The organism is Mesorhizobium sp. M0678, from assembly GCF_040320505.1.
Taxonomy (GTDB): Bacteria; Pseudomonadota; Alphaproteobacteria; order Rhizobiales; family Rhizobiaceae; genus Mesorhizobium.
The window spans coordinates 1-546 of the sequence record NZ_JAMYPT010000087.1 but is presented as its reverse complement, the minus strand read 5'-3'; the positions used below and the strand labels follow the sequence as shown (position 1 = coordinate 546).

Here is a 546-nt window from a genome sequence, read left to right as displayed (position 1 = left end):
GCTACGAGGGATGCCAACGATCTCGCCCTTCTACAAGCTCAGGCGACTGCGACCCGGCTTCCTGCGGACGGCTGCCGACAGCGGGATTGATCTGTGCTCGCAGCCGACCTGCTCGCGCCTGGAGAACCTGCCCGACCTGCGCACCGTGATCCGGCTCGGCTGGGTGCTGGTCGATCTGTGGCTGTCGAGCTATGCCGCGCCGCCCAAAAGCGTGACGCTCGACATCGGCGACACGGTTGATGTCGTTCACGGCCATCAGCAGCTCTCGCTCTTTCAATGCCCATTACACGAGCGCTGCTTCCTGCCGATCCACATCTATGACGCCGCGACAGGACGCCCGGTCGCCATGATCCTCGGTCCTGGCAAGACCCCGACGGGCAAGGAGATCCGTGGGCATCTGCGCCGGCTTGTCCGGCGCATCCGCGCCCGCTGGCCGGCCACCCGCATCCTGGTCCGCGGCGACGGCCACTATGGCCGGGCGCAGGTCATGGCCTGGTGCGAGAACAATGCGCTCGACTACCTCTTCGGATTGCCCGGCAACAAGGT

1 pseudogene is annotated in these 546 nt (G+C 66.1%); it reads left to right on the top strand.

Going from position 1 to position 546, the window contains the following annotated elements:
* Positions 1 to 546 (top strand): annotated as a pseudogene (locus NKI29_RS33395) (transposase); the annotation flags it as partial.